The sequence below is a fragment of the Cohnella fermenti genome, from assembly GCF_004801405.1.
In the GTDB taxonomy this organism is placed as follows: Bacteria; Bacillota; Bacilli; order Paenibacillales; family Paenibacillaceae; genus Cohnella; species Cohnella fermenti.
Map to the genome: position 1 here is coordinate 39,814 of NZ_SSOB01000053.1, position 19,017 is coordinate 58,830.

Here is a 19,017-nt window from a genome sequence, read left to right on the forward strand (position 1 = left end):
AAAAAAAATCCCCAAGAACGCCGATCCGCTCGGCAATTCTTGGGGATGTGCTCGATTCGCTCTTACTTGAAGTCCTTCAGGTTGTAGAACGCGGACTTGCCGGCATAGATTGCCGTAACGCCCAGGCGGTCTTCCAGACGAAGGAGTTGGTTGTACTTCGCAACGCGGTCCGTACGGGAAGGAGCGCCCGTCTTGATCTGGCCTGCGTTCGTCGCAACCGCGATGTCGGCGATCGTGCTGTCTTCGGATTCGCCGGAACGGTGGGAGATAACGGCCGTGTAGCCGGCGCGCTTCGCCATCTCGATCGCGTCGAACGTCTCGGTCAAGGAACCGATCTGGTTAACCTTAACGAGGATCGAGTTGCCGATGCCCTTCTCGATGCCTTGGGACAGACGCTCGGTGTTCGTGACGAACAGATCGTCGCCGACGAGTTGGATCTTGCCGCCCAGCTTCTCGGTCAGCAGCTTCCAGCCTTCCCAGTCGTCTTCGGAGCAGCCGTCTTCGATCGTGATCAGCGGGTACTTGTCGACCCAGCTTGCGAGCAGATCAACGAACTCGGCAGGCGTGAAGGACTTGCCTTCGCCTTCGAGGTGGTACTTGCCGTCCTTGAAGAACTCGGTGGAAGCGACGTCCATGCCCAGGAACACATCGACGCCCGGCTTGTAGCCTGCCTTCTCGATTGCTTCGATGATCGTGGACAGCGCTTCTTCGTTGGAGCCGAAGTTAGGAGCGAAGCCGCCTTCGTCGCCCACGGCCGTGTTCAGGCCCTTGGCCTTCAGAACGGACTTCAGGGAGTGGAAGATCTCCGCGCCCGTGCGCAGAGCTTCCTTGAAGGAAGGAGCGCCGACCGGCAGAACCATGAACTCTTGCACGTCGACGTTGTTGTCGGCATGTGCGCCGCCGTTGACGATGTTCATCATCGGAACCGGCAGCGTCTTCGCGTTGAAGCCGCCCAGGTAGACGGACAGCGGGATGTTCAGAGCGTCCGCAGCCGCGCGAGCGACAGCGATGGAGACGGCCAGAATCGCGTTGGCGCCCAGCTTCGCCTTGTTCGGCGTGCCGTCCAGCTCGATCATCTTGCGGTCGATGGCGACTTGATCCAGAGCGTCGTAGCCGATCAGCTCGGGAGCGATGATGGAGTTCACGTTCTCGACAGCCTTCTCTACACCCTTGCCCAGGTAACGGTTCTTGTCGCCGTCGCGAAGCTCAACCGCTTCGTATGCGCCGGTGGACGCGCCGGATGGAACGATGGCGCTGCCGAAGCCGCCGGATTCCAGGGTAACTTCGACTTCAACGGTAGGATTGCCGCGGGAGTCGAGCACTTCGCGTGCATATACGTCAGCAATGATCGTCATGAAGAAAACACTCCTTGTCAAATATTTTTCCTTCTCTATTATCGACATCCGGGGGCGCCTTCGCAACTTGTGCTGCGTCTGCCCCGGAAGCCGCGTGCTTATTCCTTAATAAGCGCCTTGCCGGTCATTTCCTTCGGTTGCGGCAGCTCCATGAGCTTCAGCAGCGTCGGCGCCACGTCGGCGAGAACGCCGCCGTTGTGCAGCTCGAAGCCTGCCTTGGTAACAATGCACGGAACCGGGTTCGTCGTATGCGCCGTGAACGGACGGCCCTGGTCGTCGATGACCATGTCGGCGTTGCCGTGGTCGGCGATGATGACGGCGACGCCGCCCTTGGCGAGAATCGCGTCGACAACCTTGCCGAGGCACTCGTCGGTCGCTTCAACCGCCTTGATCGTCGGCTCCAGCATGCCGGAGTGGCCGACCATGTCCGGGTTGGCGAAGTTCAGGATGATCGCGTCGTGCTTTTCCGACTCGATCTCCTTGACCGCCGCAGCCGCTACCTCGTATGCGCTCATCTCCGGCTGCAGGTCATACGTGGCGACCTTGGGCGAATTGATCAGCACGCGAGTCTCGCCCGGGAGCTGAATGTCGCGTCCGCCGCTGAAGAAGAACGTCACGTGCGGGTACTTCTCCGTCTCCGCGATGCGAAGCTGGGTCTTGCCTTGCTGCACGAGAACCTCGCCGAACGTGTTGTCCAGCTCCTTCGGCTTGTAGGCGACGAAGCCTCCGACCGATTCGGCGAACAGCGTCAGGCAGACGAAGTACAAGTTCTTCGGGAGCTTGTCGCCGCGGTCGAAGCCGCGGAAGTCTTCGTTCGTGAACACGTTCGAGAGCTGGATCGCGCGGTCGGGGCGGAAGTTGAAGAACACGACCGCGTCCTCCGACTCGACCAGGCCAACCGGCTTGCCGTCCGCGCCGACGATGACCGTCGGCATAACGAACTCGTCCATGACCGACTTCTCGTACGATTCCTTCACCGCCAGGATCGGGTCGACATAGGCAGGGCCTTCGCCGTACACCATCGCGCGGTAGGACTTCTCGACCCGCTCCCAGCGCTTGTCGCGGTCCATCGCGTAGTAGCGGCCTTGAACCGTCGCGATGCGGCCGACGCCGACCTCTTCGATCTTCGCTTGAAGCTGCGTCAGGTACCCGACCGCGCTGTCCGGAGCAACGTCGCGCCCGTCCAGGAACGCGTGGATGAACACCTCGGACAGCTCTTCCTTCTTCGCGAGCTCGAGCAGCGCGAACAAGTGGGCGATGTGGCTGTGCACGCCGCCATCGGACAGAAGGCCGTACAGGTGGAGCTTCTTGCCGTTCCGCTTGGCATGGCGAACCGCGCCAAGCAGCGTCTCGTTATCGAAGAAGTCGCCGTCGCGGATCGACTTCGTGATGCGGGTCAAGTCCTGGTACACGATGCGGCCCGCTCCGATGTTCAGGTGACCGACCTCGGAGTTGCCCATCTGTCCTTCCGGAAGACCGACCGCTTCGCCTTGCGCCGTCAGCTTCGTGTGCGGGTACGTCGCCCACAGGCGATCGAACACCGGCTTGTTCGCTTGGGCGACGGCGTTGCCGTGCGTCTCTTCGCGAAGCCCGAAGCCGTCGAGAATAATAAGAGCTACCGGTTTAGGAGCGGCCATCTTACTTCGCCCCCTCGACGAGCGCGATGTAAGAAGCGGGCTCCAGACTTGCGCCCCCGACGAGCGCGCCGTCGATATCGGATTGGCCCAGGTACTCGGCCACATTGTTCGGCTTCACGCTGCCGCCGTACTGAATGCGAACCTTCGCTGCGACTTCCGCGCCGTACAGGCCGCCGACTACGCTGCGGATATAAGCGATCGCTTCGTTGGCGTCGGTCGCCGTCGAAGACTTGCCGGTGCCGATCGCCCAGATCGGCTCGTAAGCGATGACGGTCTCGGCGACTTGCTCGGCCGTCAGGCCGGCGAGAGCCGCTTCCGTCTGCACGCGGTTCACTTCGTCCGTCTTGCCGGCTTCGCGCTCTTCGAGCTTCTCGCCGACGCACAGAATCGGAGTCAGGCCGTGCTTGAACGCGGCATGCAGCTTCTTGTTGACAGTCTCGTCCGTCTCATTGAAGTATTGGCGACGCTCCGAGTGGCCGACGATGACGTAGTCGACGCCGAGATCCTTCAGCATGACGCCGCTGATCTCGCCGGTGAACGCGCCGTTGTCTTCGAAGTGAAGGTTCTGCGCGCCGATCTTGATCGACGTGCCCTTCACTGCGGAGACGAGCGCCGGCAGCGCGATGTACGGAGCGCAGATAACGCTCTCGACGCCCGCAACCTCCGCCTTGCCCTTCACATCCGCCACGAACGCGACGGCCTCCGGAACGGTTTTGAACATTTTCCAATTGCCTGCGATAATCGGTGTTCTGCTCATCGGTTCACCCTCACTTATCGTTCAGTGCAACGACGCCTGGAAGAGCCTTGCCTTCCATGAATTCCAGGGACGCGCCGCCGCCTGTGGAGATATGGTTCATCTTGTCGGCCAGGTGGAACTTCTCAACCGCTGCAGCGGAGTCGCCGCCGCCGATTACCGTGTAGCCGTCCGTCTCTGCGCAAGCTTGCGCAACCGCCCGGGTGCCGTGTGCGAAGTCGTCGACTTCGAAGACGCCCATCGGTCCGTTCCAGAGGATCAGCTTGGAGTTCTTGATGACTTCGGCGTAGATCTCGCGGGTCTTCGGTCCGATGTCGACGCCTTCCTTCGTTGCCGGAATGCCGTCGGTGCCGACGATCTCGGAGTTGACGGCCGCCTTGAAGTCTTCCGATACGACGATGTCGACCGGCAGGTAGAAGTTCTTGCCGAGCTTCTTCGCCTTCTCGATGAATTCAAGCGTCAGGTCGAGCTTGGAGTCGTCGCACAGCGACAGACCGATCTCGTTGCCTTGAGCCTTGAGGAACGTGTAGGACAGGCCGCCGCCGATGAGGACGTTGTCGGCAATCTCGATCATCTTGTTGATGACGTCGATCTTGTCCTTGACCTTCGAGCCGCCGACGATCGCCGTGAACGGACGCTCCGGATTGTTCAGCGCCTTGCCAAGAACGTCGAGCTCCTTCTCCATCAGGAGACCCGATACGGCAGGCAGGAAGTGCGCGATGCCTTCGGTGGAAGCGTGGGCGCGGTGAGCGGCGCCGAACGCGTCGTTAACGAAGATGTCGGCCAGGGAAGCGAACGCCTTCGCCAGCTCCGGATCGTTCTTCTCTTCGCCTTCGTAGAAGCGAACGTTCTCGAGCAGCAGCACGTCGCCCTCGTTCAGGGCGGCAACCTTCGCTTCTGCGGCGGCGCCGATCGCTTCGTCGGCCTTCGCTACCGGCTTGCCGAGCAGCTCGGACAGGCGGGCGGCAGCCGGAGTCAGGCGCAGCTCCTCTACGAATTGGCCCTTCGGACGGCCCAGGTGGCTCGCCAGGATGACCTTCGCGCCGTTCTCGAGCAGGAACTTGATCGTCGGCAACGTCTCCCGGATGCGGGTGTCGTCCGTAATGGCACCGTTCTCGAGCGGAACGTTGAAGTCCACGCGCACGAACACTTTCTTGCCCTTCACGTCGATATCGCGAATGCTCTTCTTGTTCATGGTAAGCTCTCCTCCTATGGTTCGGACTATGGTTCGGATCTTAGGGCTCGAATCTTTATAAACGGCGGTAAAGAGGAGAACGGTCGTCAGAACGGTCGTCTCCTCTTTACGCGTTATCGGTTATAAGTTGGGGCGAATCTTACAGGCCCTTGCTTGCGATGAATGCAGCGAGGTCGACGACGCGGTTGGAGTAGCCCCACTCGTTGTCGTACCAGGAGACGACCTTCAGCAGGTTGCCTTCGATAACCATCGTCGACAGCGCATCGATCGTGGAGGAAGCCGGGTCCGTGTTGTAGTCGCTCGATACGAGCGGCTCGTCGGAGTAGTTCAGGATGCCCTTCAGAGGACCGTCGGCAGCAGCCTTCAGAGCCGCGTTGACTTCTTCGACCGTTACGTTGACCTTCAGCTCCGCAACGAGGTCGGTGACGGATACGTTCTTCGTCGGTACGCGGAACGACATGCCGTTCAGCTTGCCCTTCAGCTCAGGCAGAACGAGGCCGATTGCCTTGGCAGCGCCCGTGGAGGACGGGATGATGTTCTCGGCAGCGGCGCGAGCGCGGCGCAGATCCTTGTGCGGCAGGTCAAGCACTTGCTGGTCGTTCGTATAGGAGTGGATCGTCGTCATCATGCCCTTGACGATGCCGAATTGATCGTTAAGCACTTTCGTGAACGGCGCGAGGCAGTTCGTCGTGCAGGAAGCGTTGGAGATGATCGTGTGGGAAGCAGCGTCGTACTTGTCTTCGTTGACGCCCAGAACGATCGTGATGTCTTCGTTCGTAGCCGGAGCGGAGATGATAACCTTCTTCGCGCCGCCCTTCAGGTGAAGCTCAGCCTTCTCCTTAGCCGTGAAGATACCCGTGGATTCGACAACGATCTCAGCGCCTACGGAAGACCAAGGCAGGTTGCCGGGATCGCGCTCAGCGAATACCTTGATCGTCTTGCCGTTCACGATCAGCGCGCCTTCGCCTACTTCTACAGTCGCCTTCAGGCGGCCGTGGGTGGTGTCATATTTGAGCAAATGAGCAAGCGTGCTTACGTCCGTCAGGTCGTTGATAGCAACTACTTCTACATTCGGGTTATTCAAGGAAGCGCGGAATACGTTACGTCCGATACGTCCGAAGCCATTAATACCGATTTTAACACTCATTGAATGGTTCCTCCTTGGAAAACTTTGTTTTATTTTGATCTATAGAAGGCGCTATAATGCGCCTAGACCACACTGGTTGGTGAAAAGTTCCTCTCGATCGCTCATCCGTGCTTTAACGCTTCTTCGGCGGCCGCCTCGTCCGTGACGAGAATGTCGTCGTGCCCGAACCGCAGCACTGCGGCAATCGCTTCGCCCTTGCTTCTGCCCCCGGCGAGTCCGATAACCGTCCTGGCGGCTTCGATGTCCTCCAGGTGAAGCCCGGCATTCGCCGTGCGATGCATCACCCGGCCCGAGCGGTTGAAGTAATAGCCGAACGCTTCGGCGAGCGCTCCGTCTTGAAGCAGCGTCCCGATCGTGTCCTCGTCCAGCTTCCGCCTTCGCGCCATGGTGGAGGCATCTCCGATTCCATGGACGACGATGTTCGCCCGGCGGATCATATCCACCACTTCCCGAACGTTCGGCTCCATCATGATCGTCTGATACGCTTCCTCGCTCAGATGGTCCGGCACGTGAAGCATTCGGGAGCGCGCTCCCGTCTTCTTCGCAAGCTGCGCGGCGATCGTGTTCGCCTGGTAATCGACGCTCTCTCCGAGCCCGCCTCTTGCCGGAACGAACCAATTGTCTTCAAGTAAAGAAGCAACCTTAAAATGAGAAGCCATGTTCGCCATCGTCGTGCCGCCCATGACGGCGACGATATCTCCCGGGGCAAGGGCTTGGCCAAGCATCCGTCCGCCGGCTCTGCCGAGCTCCCGCTTCGCCTCGTCCGAGACGTCCGAATCTCCGGCCACGACAATGACTTGGCGCAGGCCGAACTTCGCGCGAACGGCTTCCTCCAGCTCCGCCAGACCGAACAGCTCCTTCACGAGCGGTTCCATCTCCTCGAGCAAGCGTCTTCCGCTCTCGCTGAGAGTCATGCCGGCGGTTCCGGCTTCAAGCAAGCCTTGCTCGCGAAGCAGGTCGATCTCGGCGCGCAGAGTTCGTTCGGTCAGGTCCAGGCTTGCGGCAAGCGAGCGGCGTCCCACCGTTCCGGAGACGAGAATTCGATGAAGAATGTCGTACCGCTTCTTCATGACCTGAAGCAAGTCCGGGACAAGCTTCTTCTGTACGTGCAAGATCTTGCTCATCGACTGGCTTCCCCCTATTGCCGACAACGAATCGGCAAGCTGCGGGATGCAGGGCTGGACGTTTAATGTCCCGCTACTTCATTTTAAGTCCCACAACCTTATTTTAATGGAACTTCCTGATTCGCGCAATAGAGTTTTCAAACAATCGACTTTTTTGCCTCGCCGATTTCCCTTGCTTTATTCCGATTCATCGACTATAATAACTTTTGCTGTCTCCTAACTTTACGAAGACAACATGCGCCCGTGGTCCAACGGATATGACGCAGGCCTCCGGAGCCTGAGATTGGGGTTCGATTCCCTACGGGCGCGCCATACCACACACATGACGAAGCAGCCGTTATCGCGGTTGCTTTTTTTGTTGTTCCGCGGAGCCCGGCTCCCGTCCTCCCTCCCTATCCTCGCGGCGAACGAGTCCCGCAAGCGCAGCCTCTATTATGTCCTTCCTGTGCGTCAATACGCCATATGATGCATCGACCCAGCCGCAACTTTGACTTTCTTTGACTTTTGTTTGACGATGGATTAGAATGGAGAAACCATAATTAATTACCCCAAATATTGAGGAGGGATTGACGAATGAGCTTTGTCCCTATGGTCATTGAACAGAGCAATCGCGGAGAACGCGCCTACGACATTTATTCCCGACTTCTTAAGGATCGAATCATCTTCCTCGGAACCGGCGTGAACGATGTGGTCGCCAACTCCATTATCGCCCAGATGCTATTCCTCGCCGCCGACGATCCCGAGAAGGATATCAGCCTCTATATCAACTCGCCGGGCGGTTCGATTACGGCAGGCATGGCCATCTACGACACGATGCAATTCATCAAGCCCGACGTCTCCACGATCTGCGTCGGCATGGCGGCTTCCATGGGAGCCTTCCTGCTTACGGCCGGAGCGAAGGGCAAGCGATACGCGCTCCCGAACAGCGAAGTGATGATTCACCAGCCGCTGGGAGGGGCCGAAGGCCAGGCGAGCGACATCGAGATCCGGGCCCGCCGAATCCTGAAGATGCGCGACAAGCTGAATCGGATTCTCTCCGAGAGAACCGGCCAGCCGCTCGAGAAGATCGAGAAGGACACCGACCGCGACAACTTCATGGAAGCGGAAGTTGCACGAGAATACGGTCTCGTCGATAAAGTTATCGAGAAGCTGTAACGCCCCTCCGAAGCTCCTCCGTCCGGTTTTCCAAGCCGGCGGAGGAGCTTTATCACACCTTTCGTGTTTTGTCAACAAAAATTCAAAACTTTGAATCCCCCCTCTGCGAATTTACCATCCCATGATAAACTAGTTTCATGGAAGTTCCATAAACAACCATATCTAGCTATGGCCTAGAAATACCGCGAAGGGGGAACCCCCAATGAGTCGTCCATCCCAAACGATCCGCTTGGTATCTAGCAACAAGATTCCGCTTCAGCCTGTACAACCAGCCAAGCACGCTTCCGAGAACGAATACCCGGAGATGATTGCCTCCAGGCAGCTCAGCGACAAAGCCTCTCTGCTGCGCCCCTTGAAGGACGAGCACCTTCTGGAAGTATATCGCGAAGCGAAACGCATGAACCTGTCCGCCGAATTTATCGAGCTCTTGGAAGACGCGATCGAGATGCGTCAACTGGAGCATCGATTGAAGGCATAGTCTTAAGGCGCCGTCCCGACCGAATTCACAGTCAGTCCCACATATAGACGGCCTCTTCCCAGGCCCGTTTGCCACTAGGCGGAGCAGCTACCGATGCTTCGCCTTATTATTTTGCGGAAGAACTCCCCATGATCGCCCCGAAGACTGGAGTTGTCGAACCTCCCGAAGCTCTCTTCCGCTCGGGATTTCTCCAATACTCCCTTACATAACCTCCTCTTCGGTCTTTTCCACGGTCTCCGTATTCTTCCTCGCCGTCTTTTTTCGTAATCTCCCCCACACTCCTCTCCACAACCTACCTCCGCCATCTCCCTTGCCATTTCCCTTGTAGCCTTTGTAGTCTTCTGCGGCCTTCTTGCGCGAGGCTGTTCGCCCTCCCTACCCCGCCGACTTTTGCGGTTTTATATGAATTTTCACATTCATCGGCCTGGATTGGCGGGAATCGACGCGTTTTATGTGATTTTTCGCATACATACGAGAATTAGAGCCGGAAATTCCTCCAGGAATGTGATTTTTCACATATAATCGTGCAAAGTGCCTGTTATCGGACTGTGTCAATGTGATTTTTCACATAAAATTGGGGAGTCCGGCGGGTTTGGAGGGGATTGGAGGGGGGGGGCAGCGACTTTATCAACGACTTCCTCCGCTCTTCGCCGTCGCTCGAACGGGATGTCGCGGCCCAGCCTGCAGCATCAGCAATTGGAATTGTATCATGCCATGGCACGCAGGTTCGCTCCGGCCCGAGCTGCTCCTGCGGTGCGAGCCATTATGATCGAAATTTCGATCATAATGTTTCCCGTTTGCCCGTTTCGAGCAAATAACATCGAAATTTCAGCTTTATTTCGTGACTGATCCCCGCTCCAGACAAATAAGCCTGAAATTTCAACTACAATTCGCGTTTGACGCCCGATCTCGGCCAATAAGCTTGAAATTCCGATTATAATTTCCGCTGCTCGGTACCATCGGAGGAATGTTGCATTGATGCCCAACAGGATAAGCTGATCCCAAGCTTATCCTCCAATACAAAAAAGAGCGCGCAACCGCACGCTCTTCTCTGCCATTGATCTTGTCCTGTTACTTCATCGCATATTGCACCGTTACGCTCGCGCTAATCTCGATCTGCCCGCTCTGAATCGAGGTCGAAGCCGCATCGCTCATCGCCTTGGCCATCTGCAGCGACTCCGTCTGGATGACCGGAATCGGCGACACGTCTCCCTGGACGATGTTCAGCACTTCTCCGAGCTGCTTCTTCGCCGAGGTCGCGAGCACCGCCGCCTTCGCGTCCGCATTGGTCATCGCTTGCTTCAGCGCTTCCAGTTCGTACTGGTCTTGCTTCTCAGTGCTGAACCGCACGCCGTTCATGCGGTTGGCGCCGGCTGCGGACAGGTCGTCCAGCAGCTTGCCGATCTCCGTGAGCTTGCGATAAGACACCTGCACCGAGTGATTGGCCACGTAGCCCTTCAGCACCTGGCCTTCCTTCTCCGTATAGTTGTACTCCGGCTGAACGTCGAAGCCGGTTGTCTGGACGTCCTGCTTGGCGAGACCGTAGGTCGTATACAGCACCTTCTCCACGGCCGCGAACGCGTCCGCATTCGCCTGCTGAGCCGCCTTCGCGTTCGCCCCTCTCGTCTCCACCGAGAATTTCACGTATGCGATGTCCGGCTCCACCTTGATCGAGCCTTCGGCGCCGACCGTAATCGTACTTGCCGCCGAAGCGGCGGACGTCGTCGTCTCTGCCGACACCGGCTTCACCTCCCCTTGTCCTCCGAATCCGATCCAGCTTGCCAAGACAACCGCCAGAGCCAGCGCCGTAACCTTCCATCCTTTTCCGATCATAACCGTTATCCACACCCCTTCGCCTGTTTGTCTACTCGACGCAGAGGATGCCCGGAATGTTGCATGATATTCGCTGCCGAAGCTAATTCTTCCACATTATCTTCTCAAAACCGCCGCCAGTCCCATTGATTGCTCTTGAACTCCGCCTCGATTGCGCCGCGCCCCCGGAGCCTTCCCGAATCCCCCTACGCAAAAAGCCCCCTGACGGGGGCTTTGAGCCATTGGCTGCTTTATTGGTTCTCGAGCTCTTCCTTGCTGACTAGTTGGACTAAAGCGGTTACAGCCTGCTCGGCGTCCGATCCTTCTGCACTTATCACGACTTCGGTACCCGAGCTAATCGCAAGGCTCATGATCCCCATGATGCTCTTGGCATTAACCTTCTTGTCGTCCTTCTCCACGAAGACGTCGGAGGAGAATTTATTGGCTTCTTGAACGAATAAAGCCGCCGGTCTGGCGTGAAGCCCCGTCTTAAGCCGAACAACCACCGGCTGTTTCGTCATGGAACGGATACCCCCTATCTTAGTTCATCACGTGTATGGTCTATCGTCTATTATACAATGTTAGCGGTTGTTTCGCCATAAGGTTATGCTCCGCCGTTCCGGATTTTTTCCGCCCACTCGTCGATCTTCCGCAAGCGATGGTTAACGCCGGACTTGCTGACCTGTCCCTTCAGCATATCGCCGACTTCCTTCAAGTTCAAATCCGGGTGCTTCAGCCGGATCTCCGCGACTTCCCGAAGCTTGTCCGGCAAGTTCGCGAGACCGACCTCCTTCTCAAGCAGCTTGATGTTGTCGATCTGCCGCACCGCCGCACCGATCGTCTTATTAAGATTCGCCGTTTCGCAATTGACGATACGGTTGACGGAATTTCGCATATCCCGCATGATTCGAACGTCCTCGAACTTGAACAGCGCTTGGTGGGCCCCGATAATGCTTAGGAATTCGATGATTTTCTCGCCTTCCTTGATGTAAAGAATGAAGCCCTTCTTCCGTTCGATGAAGCGCGCGTTCAGTTGGAACTTGTTCGCCAGATCCACGAGCGCCTGGCAATGCTCCTCGTACATCGAAGCGATCTCAAGGTGGTAGGACGAGCCCTCCGGATTGTTGACGGACCCTCCCGCCAGGAAGGCCCCCCTCAGATAAGCGCGCTTGCAGCACGGCTTGCGCACCAATTCCTTGTCAATCGACGATTGGAAAAGAAACCCTTCGCTCGTGATCGTCAGTTCCTTCAGCAGCGCTTCCACGCCGACAGGTACCCTGACGATGTACACATTGTTCTTCTTAAGCCGCATTTTCTTCCGTACGAGCAGCTCGGTCGGAACCGCATAATGCTTCTTCAGCAATGTATACATCCTTCTCGAGATCGCGGCGTTCTCCGTCGAGATATCCAAGACAATCCGCTTGTTCGTCAACTGCACCGACCCGTTCATCCGAATAAGCGCGGACAGCTCCGCTTTCTCGCAGCACGGCTCCGCTTCGACCATCGTTAATTCTTTCTTCGTCAGGGCTGCGAAGGACATTCGCCATCACCCCTTTCTGTTCTTCCAGTCGACCACCAGTTGGTAAATATGATTGCTCAGCTTGGCGGCATCGTGGCGCAGATAGGTCCGGAACAGCACAAGCGTGTCCGCGATTACCTTGTAGCCTCTGCGCGTGACTTCCTCCATATCCAGATGAACGGCGGTCGACCCTTGCTCTGCGTACATCTGGTGAACCTGGGCCGGAATCTCGCCGTCGTTCACGATCACATAATCGAACAATTGATGGCCGATGTGCGCCTGAACCGCCGCCAGATGATCGCTGACCGAATAATTGTCTGTCTCTCCGGGCTGCGTCATAACGTTGCAGACGAAGATCTTGACCGCATCGCTCTTCACGATCGCGTCGGCCAGCTTGGGCACGAGCAGATTCGGAATGATGCTCGTGTACAAGGAACCCGGCCCCATCAGAATCGCGTCGGCCCGCGCGATCGCTTCGATCGCCTCGGGCAACGGCTCCACGTTGGCCGGTTCGATAAATACCCGCTTGATGGCGATTCCCGCCTTCGGAATCGTGGACTCGCCGACAACGATGCTCCCGTCCTCCATCTCCGCCTTGAGCACGATCGCCTGATTCGCGGCGGGAAGCACCCTCCCGCGAACGGCGAGCACCCGGCTCAGCTCGCGCACCCCGGCGACGAAGTCCCCGGAGATGTCGGTCATCGCGGCCAGAATCAAGTTGCCGAGGCTGTGCCCCGCCAGTCCCTTGCCGTTCAAGAAGCGGTACGAGAGCATGTCGGCGAGCAGCGGCTCCGCGTCCGCAAGCGCCGCGAGCACATTGCGGATGTCCCCCGGAGGCGGCATCTGCATCTCTTCCCGCAGGATGCCGGAGCTCCCTCCGTCATCCGCCACGGTAACAATCGCCGTAATGTCCAACGGCTTCTGCTTAAGGCCTCGAAGCATGACGGACAATCCCGTTCCGCCGCCGATGACGACGATACGAGGCAGATCCTTCTGCGATTGCGGACTCTCCGATGGATTCGGACTCACAGCCTCACCTCACCCATGAAGATCACGATCAGCGTCACGATGGCTGACGCGCACCTTCTCGGTCTCACTCGAGCCGAGCATCCGACCGAGATATTCCGCCAGCGCCACCGAGCGGTGCTTGCCTCCGGTACAGCCGATTCCGATAACGACCTGACTTTTGCCCTCCTTATGGTAGAGCGGAATCAGGTATTGCAGCATGTCGAGCAGCTTCGAGAGGAACGTCTGCGTCTCGGGCCACTTCATGACGTAATCGTACACTTCCGCGTTCTGGCCTGTCATCGGACGCAGTTGCTCCACGTAATGCGGATTCGGCAGGAAACGCACGTCGAAGATCAGATCGGCGTCGATCGGAATGCCGTACTTGAAGCCGAACGAGGTGACGTTGATCGAGATGGAGCTGCGATCGAGGTTCGAGAATCGCGAGACGATTCTCTCCTTGAGCTGCGCCGGCTTCAGATTGCTCGTGTCGATAACCTGAGTCGCCCAGCCCTTCAGATCCTCCAGCAGCTTCCGTTCGTTCTGGATGCCGTCGAGCGGCATCCCCTCCGGAGCGAGCGGATGGCGGCGCCGACTCTCCTTGTAACGTTGAACAAGGACGGAATCCGTCGCGTCGAGGAACAGAATCTCGTTATGAATCGTGAAGTGCTCGCGAATGTAATTCAGCGATTCCGACAACGCCGTGAAGAACTCCCGGCCGCGCAAGTCGATCACAAGCGCAACCTTGCCGATTCTCCCCTGCGACTGGTCGATCAGCTCGGCGAACTTCGGAATCAGTACGGGCGGCAAGTTATCGACGCAGAAGTATCCCAGATCTTCCATGCTCTGCACCGCTATCGTCTTACCCGCGCCGGACATCCCCGTTATGATGACCAGCGACGGCTTGGATGCGATCGTATCCATTCCGGTCTCCTCCACTTCTGTATCGTTAAGCAAGCTAAAGCAACAACGCCTGCGGCGGTTGGCGGTTGGTGATACTTGCGATTCGCGGTTGGCGATTTTATGCCGTTTTTAGCATAGATGCGACAACTCGAGTCGTAATTTTCTCCATGTATGCTATTTTTCACATAGAATCGTCCAAGCTGCCCGTTATCGTGCTGCTCCAATGTGATTTTCCACATAAATTTCTGGCATCTAGCGGCATCGACAACTGGATCGGCGGGGTATTCCCCCAAAAAAAGCGCCCGCCCGTCCAAGTCCGACGGAGCAGGCGCTCTCCATTATGCTCGAAGGAACAATCCCGCAGCGCCCACGACGCCTGCGTTATTGCCGAGCTCCGCGGCAACGATGTCCACGCCCGCCGAGGCCGATTCCGGCGCCAGCTTGACGAACACGGAGCGAATCTGCTCGAACAGGAACTCCCCGGCCTTGCTGACCCCGCCGCCGATGATGAAGCGCTGCGGATTCGTCACAACCGCGACGGCGGCCATCGACTTGCCGAGGTAGAAGGCCGCCCGGCTGATGATGCGTTGCGCCGCTTCGTCGCCCGCCTTCGCGGCATCGAACACTTCCTTCGCCGCGATGTTCGGCACGATCGAGAGCGATGTCCGATCCCCGCGCTCCACCGCATCCTTCGCCATTCGGATAATTCCGGTCGCGGAAGAGACCGTCTCGAGGCAGCCCATGCGGCCGCAGCCGCATTGAATCGCTTCAAGGTCCGGCACGACAGACATGTGGCCGAGCTCCCCGGCCATTCCCTTGAAGCCTTCCAGCAGGCGGCCGTTCACGATAATGCCCCCGCCGACGCCCGTTCCGAGCGTGTAGCAGACGCAATGCTCGACCCCGCGGCCGGCGCCTCCCCATACTTCCCCAAGCGCTGCCACGTTGGCATCGTTGTTGATCTTGATCGGCTTGCTCAGCTTCTCCTCCATGATCTGCTTCACCGGCACATTCTTGAAGGGAAGATTCGGCGAGAAGTCGATAATCCCATTCGGAATGTCCAGGAAACCGGCGATGCCGATTCCGACGCCTTGGACGGCTTCCCACTCTTCCGTGCCGGGAACGACGAGCTCCTTCACATATGCCGCAATATTGCTAAGAACGGCATCCGCGCCCTGGTCCGTCTGAGTCGGACCTTCATGGGTGCGGAGCAATTCCCCCGCGGCATTGCACAATCCGATCTTGATGGCGGTTCCGCCCAGATCGACGCCAACATACAAAGCTTGAGACATAATGGTAGACACCTCGAATGGATAATGATATCGGTAATGCGATGAGGAACGCCCGTCGATCGCGCCGAGCGTCCGACTTGATTAGCGAACGGGCACTTCTTCCAGGAATTTCTCGCAATCGAGAGCCGCCATACAGCCGCTGCCCGCTGCGGTAATCGCCTGACGGTACTTCGTATCCTGTACGTCGCCGCAAGCGAATACCCCTTCGACGCTCGTCTCCGAAGAGTCCGGCTTCGTCACGATATAGCCGTGCTCATCCGTCTCGACCTGACCGCCCAGGAACTTCGTATTCGGCGTATGCCCGATGGCCACGAAGACGCCGTGCGCTTCGAGCAGCTCTTCTTCGCCCGTCGCGTTGTTGCGCACCTTCAGGCCGGTAACGCCATGCTCGCCCGCCACGACTTCCAGCGGCGTGCGGTTCAAGCCCCAGCTCACCTTCGGGTTCTCCTTCACGCGGTCTTGCATGATTTTCGACGCGCGAAGCTCGTCGCGTCGGTGCACAAGCGTCAGCTCCGATGCGAAGCGCGTCAGGAAGTTCGCTTCCTCCATAGCAGAGTCGCCGCCGCCCACGACAATGATCTTCTTGTTGCGGAAGAAGAAGCCGTCGCAAGTGGCGCAAGTGCTGACGCCTCGGCCCACGTTGTCCTTCTCCCCCGGAATGCCGAGATACCTCGCCGAAGCTCCGGTCGAGATGATCAGCGTCTCCGCCGTCAGCGTCTCCCCGCCTTCCAGGTTCAACGTGAACGGCCGCTTCGCCAGCTCCACCGAGTTGATCCAGCCCGTGCGGAACTCGGCTCCAAATCGCTCCGCTTGCTTGCGCATATTGGCCATCAGATCCGGCCCCATGATGCCTTCCGGGAAGCCGGGGAAGTTCTCGACTTCCGTCGTCGTCGTCAATTGGCCTCCCGGCTCCGGACCTTCGATGACAAGCGGATTCAGATTGGCCCGCGCCAGGTAGATCGCCGCCGTGAGGCCCGCCGGTCCCGTGCCGATTACGATACTCTTATACATAAGTCTCTCTCCTTCTGAATATGCAGCCCGAAGGACGAATGCCGTCTGAATGCCTGAGTCGCACCGCAACCGCTGCCGCCCCTCGAACTGTAACCATTATCCTAACAGTACAACCATTCTACCAGTCCGCTCCCGGTTCCACAAGCCCGCAGGGTCTGCCGCCGCGCCGGGCATCAGGCATCCTTGACGCTGCCGCACGTCGAAGGCACTCCCCCATGCAACCCCCATGTCACAGGCATTGTCGCTCTCGCCGGCGTCTTCCCACTCTCTCCCGCTCGCTACTGCAGCACGGGCAACTGGGGAATCGTCAGCACCTGCTTCATCTTCTCGCGAATGCCGCACGCCTCGTCGATTCGGTTCACGTACCGGCTGATGCTTGCCTGCGAAGCATCGTAACGGGCGACGAGGTCGTGGTACGTAATCGTCTGACGGTGCATCTTCGCCGTCCAATATTCGAGCGCGGCCGCCCATCCGGACGACTTGATCAGCTTCGGGACGTTCGGATACACGCGCGAGAGGTAATCGACCCACAGCGTCATCATGTCGTGCTGCTGGATCACGTCGTACCTTCCCGACATCTGCTCCATCGCCTTCTCGAGCACCGCCTGCCAGGCGCTGTCCCACACGGGAAGTCTCGGCGCCTTGCGCTTCGCTTCCAGGATGATCAGGCGGCCTCCGAATTGCACATGCAGCGCGTCGTTCACCCCGATCGAGCGGAGCACGAGCACGGCGACCCGCTTCAGCTCGTCTTCCTCCTTCGGGTCAAGCAAGAACGTCTTCAAGGCTTCGATCACCTCGGCATCGGCCACAAGCCCGAGCGCCTGAATGACCTGCACCTTCGTCTTCCGGTCTCCATGGCGCAGCGCCCAGAAGAAGGACGAACGAATGAGCGGGTCCTGCTTCAGCGCCCCCGGCAGCAGCTCCGGCGATTCCGTCCACTTCCGGAACTGCTCGTCGAACGGGAGATGATAATGGTAATGCGTCGGCGGCGAATCTTCTCCCATCCTCATCTTGACCAGCTTCTTCAAGTAGAACGCCGGCACCTCCGAGGTGCGGTCCAGCCTCTCCGCCTGCTGCCAATGGCGCTGCGCGTCGTCGTAGCGGCCGACGTTGGCAGCCGCCACGGCCGCGAAATGATGCAGGCTCGCTTCTCCGGAGAGCTCGCTCGAGCGAAGCAGGCGCCGGAAGTGGCCGTATGCTTCGGCATGGCGGCCGACGATCCCGAGCGTCGTGGACAGCTTGAAGACGTGCTCGGGGTGGAAGGGCACCGTCTTGAGCAGCAGCACAAGCAAGTCCTCCAGCTCCGCGTCCTTGTTCGAATGCTGGTAGAAAATCGCCAGGTTGCACAAGGCGTGCAGGTTGCCCGGCTCCGCTTCCAGCACTTCTCGGATCGTCAGGATGGACTTGTCGAACATCCCCATATAGTAGTATGCCAATCCGAGGTTATTCCTCGCCGCGAGGAAGTCCGGCTGCCTCGCGATAATCTCCTCCAGGAGACGGACCGCTTCCGCGAAGCGCCCCGCCTCGAGCAGCTCGCGCGCCTTGTCGTGCGCGTAGACGTTCTCCTTCGACTTGATCGTCGACAGCGGAGCCGGACGGTTCAGCTCATAGCGCAGCAGCTCGAGCAGTTCATCCGCCTCATCGAGGAATTGCCCCTCCTCGTCCGTCTCGAGATACCGCACAAGCGCCTTCTCCGCATCCTCGTACTTCTCCATATTGGCATAGTTGTTCGCCAGGTAGTAGTGGCATTCCGTCATCGACGGGTCGACCCGTTCGAGGACGGAGCGCAGCACGTCGTTCGATTCCTCGTACCGCCCCATCTCCGAGAGAATGCCCGCCATATTGCAGTGATTCACCGGATTGTTCGGCTCATACTCGACGGCGCGCCGGAAGTACTTGAGTGCCTTGTCGTAATGATACCGATCGAGCGATTGAACCGCCCGTTCGAAGAAGAACGTCGCATCCAGAGAGAGAGGAATCACTTTCTTGCGCCGCTTCTTGACCGCCTGCTTGCTTGGGTTCATCCGCAAGGCACCTCCCCGAGACGATTGATGATTCCGTTCGCAGGTTCCGACGGCCGCTTCCGGTAGCCGCCTCCACTAATCGATTCCGACAGCGACAGCCGAGCCGCCGCCGCTTCCAACCGCAACCCAGGCCGCTTGTTCCGTTCCCATCTCCGACATCTCTGCCGGATAACTCACCACCGATTATAACACAGCGCACCCTTCCTTAAAACAAACAAGAAAAACCGTCAGGGCAGATCGCACTGACAATTCCTTTGATTCGGCGGATATCCAAAATGCTGCACTCGTGCTCACAGGCGTCTTGCGGGATAACCTCCGCTCTCATCGCAAGCTCCCGCGCCACAGGTGATTCGCGTATGTGGTTCGCCTACTCGGCTCGCACATGTAGTTTCGCATATGTGGTTACATATGTGGTTCGCATCATATGTGGTTCGTGTCGCTGGACCGGTCTTTGGCGATTTGCTGCCTGCAATTCGCGATTTTATGGTCGAGTAGGTAGGGCCTCTCCTTTCGAGGATTGTGCCCGTCCCCCTCACAGATCCGTACGTGCGGAATTCCCGCATACGGCTCTTCGACGCATCTTTCACAGAATGGTTATTTGTAGATATC

Annotated in this window: 16 protein-coding genes and 1 tRNA gene; 3 read left to right on the forward strand and 14 right to left on the reverse strand. The window is 58.4% G+C overall.

The features are described 5' to 3' along the window. Window positions 1-62 precede the first annotated feature (62 nt). From eno to E6C55_RS28710, 6 genes are all read right to left on the reverse strand, one after another. Entirely contained in the window at window positions 63-1,355 is a 1,293-nt protein-coding gene (eno, locus tag E6C55_RS28685) for a phosphopyruvate hydratase (protein ID WP_136373269.1), read from the reverse strand. 98 nt (window positions 1,356-1,453) lie between these two features. Then, window positions 1,454-2,992, reverse strand: a complete 1,539-nt coding sequence (gpmI, locus tag E6C55_RS28690) for a 2,3-bisphosphoglycerate-independent phosphoglycerate mutase (protein WP_136373270.1) — start codon at window positions 2,990-2,992, stop codon at window positions 1,454-1,456. 1 nt (window position 2,993) lies between these two features. Further along, window positions 2,994-3,749: a triose-phosphate isomerase gene (gene tpiA / locus E6C55_RS28695; protein ID WP_136373271.1), complete on the reverse strand. Its 756-nt coding sequence runs from the start codon at window positions 3,747-3,749 to the stop codon at window positions 2,994-2,996. Between the two features lie 10 nt (window positions 3,750-3,759). Then, window positions 3,760-4,941, reverse strand: a complete 1,182-nt coding sequence (locus E6C55_RS28700) for a phosphoglycerate kinase (protein WP_136373272.1) — start codon at window positions 4,939-4,941, stop codon at window positions 3,760-3,762. A gap of 139 nt (window positions 4,942-5,080) precedes the next feature. Then, window positions 5,081-6,088: a type I glyceraldehyde-3-phosphate dehydrogenase gene (gene gap / locus E6C55_RS28705; RefSeq protein WP_136373273.1), complete on the reverse strand. Its 1,008-nt coding sequence runs from the start codon at window positions 6,086-6,088 to the stop codon at window positions 5,081-5,083. Window positions 6,089-6,189: 101 nt separating this feature from the next. Further along, window positions 6,190-7,212 carry a sugar-binding transcriptional regulator gene (locus tag E6C55_RS28710; RefSeq protein ID WP_136373274.1) on the reverse strand — a complete coding sequence of 341 codons (1,023 nt, stop codon included), beginning with the start codon at window positions 7,210-7,212 and terminating at the stop codon, window positions 6,190-6,192. 237 nt (window positions 7,213-7,449) lie between these two features. Here E6C55_RS28710 and E6C55_RS28715 point away from each other — a divergent pair. From E6C55_RS28715 to sda, 3 genes are all read left to right on the forward strand, one after another. Then, window positions 7,450-7,524: transfer RNA gene (locus tag E6C55_RS28715), tRNA-Arg, on the forward strand. A 261-nt stretch (window positions 7,525-7,785) separates the two neighbouring features. Then, complete coding sequence (clpP, locus tag E6C55_RS28720) at window positions 7,786-8,367, forward strand: ATP-dependent Clp endopeptidase proteolytic subunit ClpP (protein ID WP_136373275.1); 582 nt, start codon at window positions 7,786-7,788, stop codon at window positions 8,365-8,367. A 202-nt stretch (window positions 8,368-8,569) separates the two neighbouring features. After that, window positions 8,570-8,845 carry a sporulation histidine kinase inhibitor Sda gene (gene sda / locus E6C55_RS34930; protein ID WP_230986903.1) on the forward strand — a complete coding sequence of 92 codons (276 nt, stop codon included), beginning with the start codon at window positions 8,570-8,572 and terminating at the stop codon, window positions 8,843-8,845. 1,071 nt (window positions 8,846-9,916) lie between these two features. Here the strand turns inward: sda and E6C55_RS28730 are convergent. From E6C55_RS28730 to E6C55_RS28765, 8 genes are all read right to left on the reverse strand, one after another. Further along, window positions 9,917-10,678, reverse strand: a complete 762-nt coding sequence (locus E6C55_RS28730) for an SIMPL domain-containing protein (protein ID WP_136373276.1) — start codon at window positions 10,676-10,678, stop codon at window positions 9,917-9,919. A gap of 230 nt (window positions 10,679-10,908) precedes the next feature. After that, window positions 10,909-11,178, reverse strand: coding sequence for an HPr family phosphocarrier protein (locus E6C55_RS28735; RefSeq protein WP_136373277.1), 270 nt, complete (start codon window positions 11,176-11,178; stop codon window positions 10,909-10,911). 83 nt (window positions 11,179-11,261) lie between these two features. Continuing rightward, window positions 11,262-12,197, reverse strand: a complete 936-nt coding sequence (gene whiA / locus E6C55_RS28740; RefSeq protein ID WP_136373278.1) for a DNA-binding protein WhiA — start codon at window positions 12,195-12,197, stop codon at window positions 11,262-11,264. 6 nt (window positions 12,198-12,203) lie between these two features. Beyond that, on the reverse strand, window positions 12,204-13,205 hold the full coding sequence (locus E6C55_RS28745) for a gluconeogenesis factor YvcK family protein (RefSeq protein WP_269145567.1): 1,002 nt from the start codon (window positions 13,203-13,205) through the stop codon (window positions 12,204-12,206). Window positions 13,206-13,214: 9 nt separating this feature from the next. Continuing rightward, complete coding sequence (gene rapZ / locus E6C55_RS28750) at window positions 13,215-14,105, reverse strand: RNase adapter RapZ (RefSeq protein ID WP_136373279.1); 891 nt, start codon at window positions 14,103-14,105, stop codon at window positions 13,215-13,217. 317 nt (window positions 14,106-14,422) lie between these two features. Continuing rightward, on the reverse strand, window positions 14,423-15,373 hold the full coding sequence (locus tag E6C55_RS28755; protein ID WP_136373280.1) for an ROK family glucokinase: 951 nt from the start codon (window positions 15,371-15,373) through the stop codon (window positions 14,423-14,425). Between the two features lie 81 nt (window positions 15,374-15,454). Beyond that, window positions 15,455-16,384: a thioredoxin-disulfide reductase gene (gene trxB / locus E6C55_RS28760; protein ID WP_136373281.1), complete on the reverse strand. Its 930-nt coding sequence runs from the start codon at window positions 16,382-16,384 to the stop codon at window positions 15,455-15,457. Window positions 16,385-16,662: 278 nt separating this feature from the next. Beyond that, a complete protein-coding gene (locus E6C55_RS28765) occupies window positions 16,663-18,408 on the reverse strand; it encodes a tetratricopeptide repeat protein (protein WP_136373282.1) in 1,746 nt (581 codons plus the stop codon). Window positions 18,409-19,017 lie beyond the last annotated feature (609 nt).